The organism is Nonomuraea sp. NPDC048916 (assembly GCF_040649575.1).
Taxonomy (GTDB): Bacteria; Actinomycetota; Actinomycetes; order Streptosporangiales; family Streptosporangiaceae; genus Nonomuraea.
Window position 1 is genome coordinate 1 of the sequence record NZ_JBEZFS010000122.1, and the last position, 1,221, is coordinate 1,221.

1 protein-coding gene is annotated in these 1,221 nt (G+C 50.6%); it reads left to right on the plus strand.

Annotated features, from left to right (window positions below; genetic code table 11):
• Positions 1–611: 611 nt before the first annotated feature.
• A partial coding sequence (bla, locus tag AB0C16_RS40025; RefSeq protein ID WP_357691367.1) for a class A beta-lactamase occupies positions 612–1,221 on the plus strand: 610 nt, incomplete at its 3' end.

Sequence of the window (1,221 nt, forward strand, 5' to 3'; positions counted from 1 at the left end):
CCGGGTTGGACTCAAGACGATAGTTACCGGATAAGGCGCAGCGGTCGGGCTGAACGGGGGGTTCGTGCACACAGCCCAGCTTGGAGCGAACGACCTACACCGAACTGAGATACCTACAGCGTGAGCTATGAGAAAGCGCCACGCTTCCCGAAGGGAGAAAGGCGGACAGGTATCCGGTAAGCGGCAGGGTCGGAACAGGAGAGCGCACGAGGGAGCTTCCAGGGGGAAACGCCTGGTATCTTTATAGTCCTGTCGGGTTTCGCCACCTCTGACTTGAGCGTCGATTTTTGTGATGCTCGTCAGGGGGGAGGAGCCTATGGAAAAACGCCAGCAACGCGGCCTTTTTACGGTTCCTGGCCTTTTGCTGGCCTTTTGCTCACATGTTCTTTCCTGCGTTATCCCCTGATTCTGTGGATAACCGTATTACCGCCTTTGAGTGAGCTGATACCGCTCGCCGCAGCCGAACGACCGAGCGCAGCGAGTCAGTGAGCGAGGAAGCGGAAGAGCGCTGCATGCCTATTTGTTTATTTTTCTAAATACATTCAAATATGTATCCGCTCATGAGACAATAACCCTGATAAATGCTTCAATAATATTGAAAAAGGAAGAGTATGAGTATTCAACATTTCCGTGTCGCCCTTATTCCCTTTTTTGCGGCATTTTGCCTTCCTGTTTTTGCTCACCCAGAAACGCTGGTGAAAGTAAAAGATGCTGAAGATCAGTTGGGTGCACGAGTGGGTTACATCGAACTGGATCTCAACAGCGGTAAGATCCTTGAGAGTTTTCGCCCCGAAGAACGTTTTCCAATGATGAGCACTTTTAAAGTTCTGCTATGTGGCGCGGTATTATCCCGTATTGACGCCGGGCAAGAGCAACTCGGTCGCCGCATACACTATTCTCAGAATGACTTGGTTGAGTACTCACCAGTCACAGAAAAGCATCTTACGGATGGCATGACAGTAAGAGAATTATGCAGTGCTGCCATAACCATGAGTGATAACACTGCGGCCAACTTACTTCTGACAACGATCGGAGGACCGAAGGAGCTAACCGCTTTTTTGCACAACATGGGGGATCATGTAACTCGCCTTGATCGTTGGGAACCGGAGCTGAATGAAGCCATACCAAACGACGAGCGTGACACCACGATGCCTGTAGCAATGGCAACAACGTTGCGCAAACTATTAACTGGCGAACTACTTACTCTAGCTTCCCGGCAAC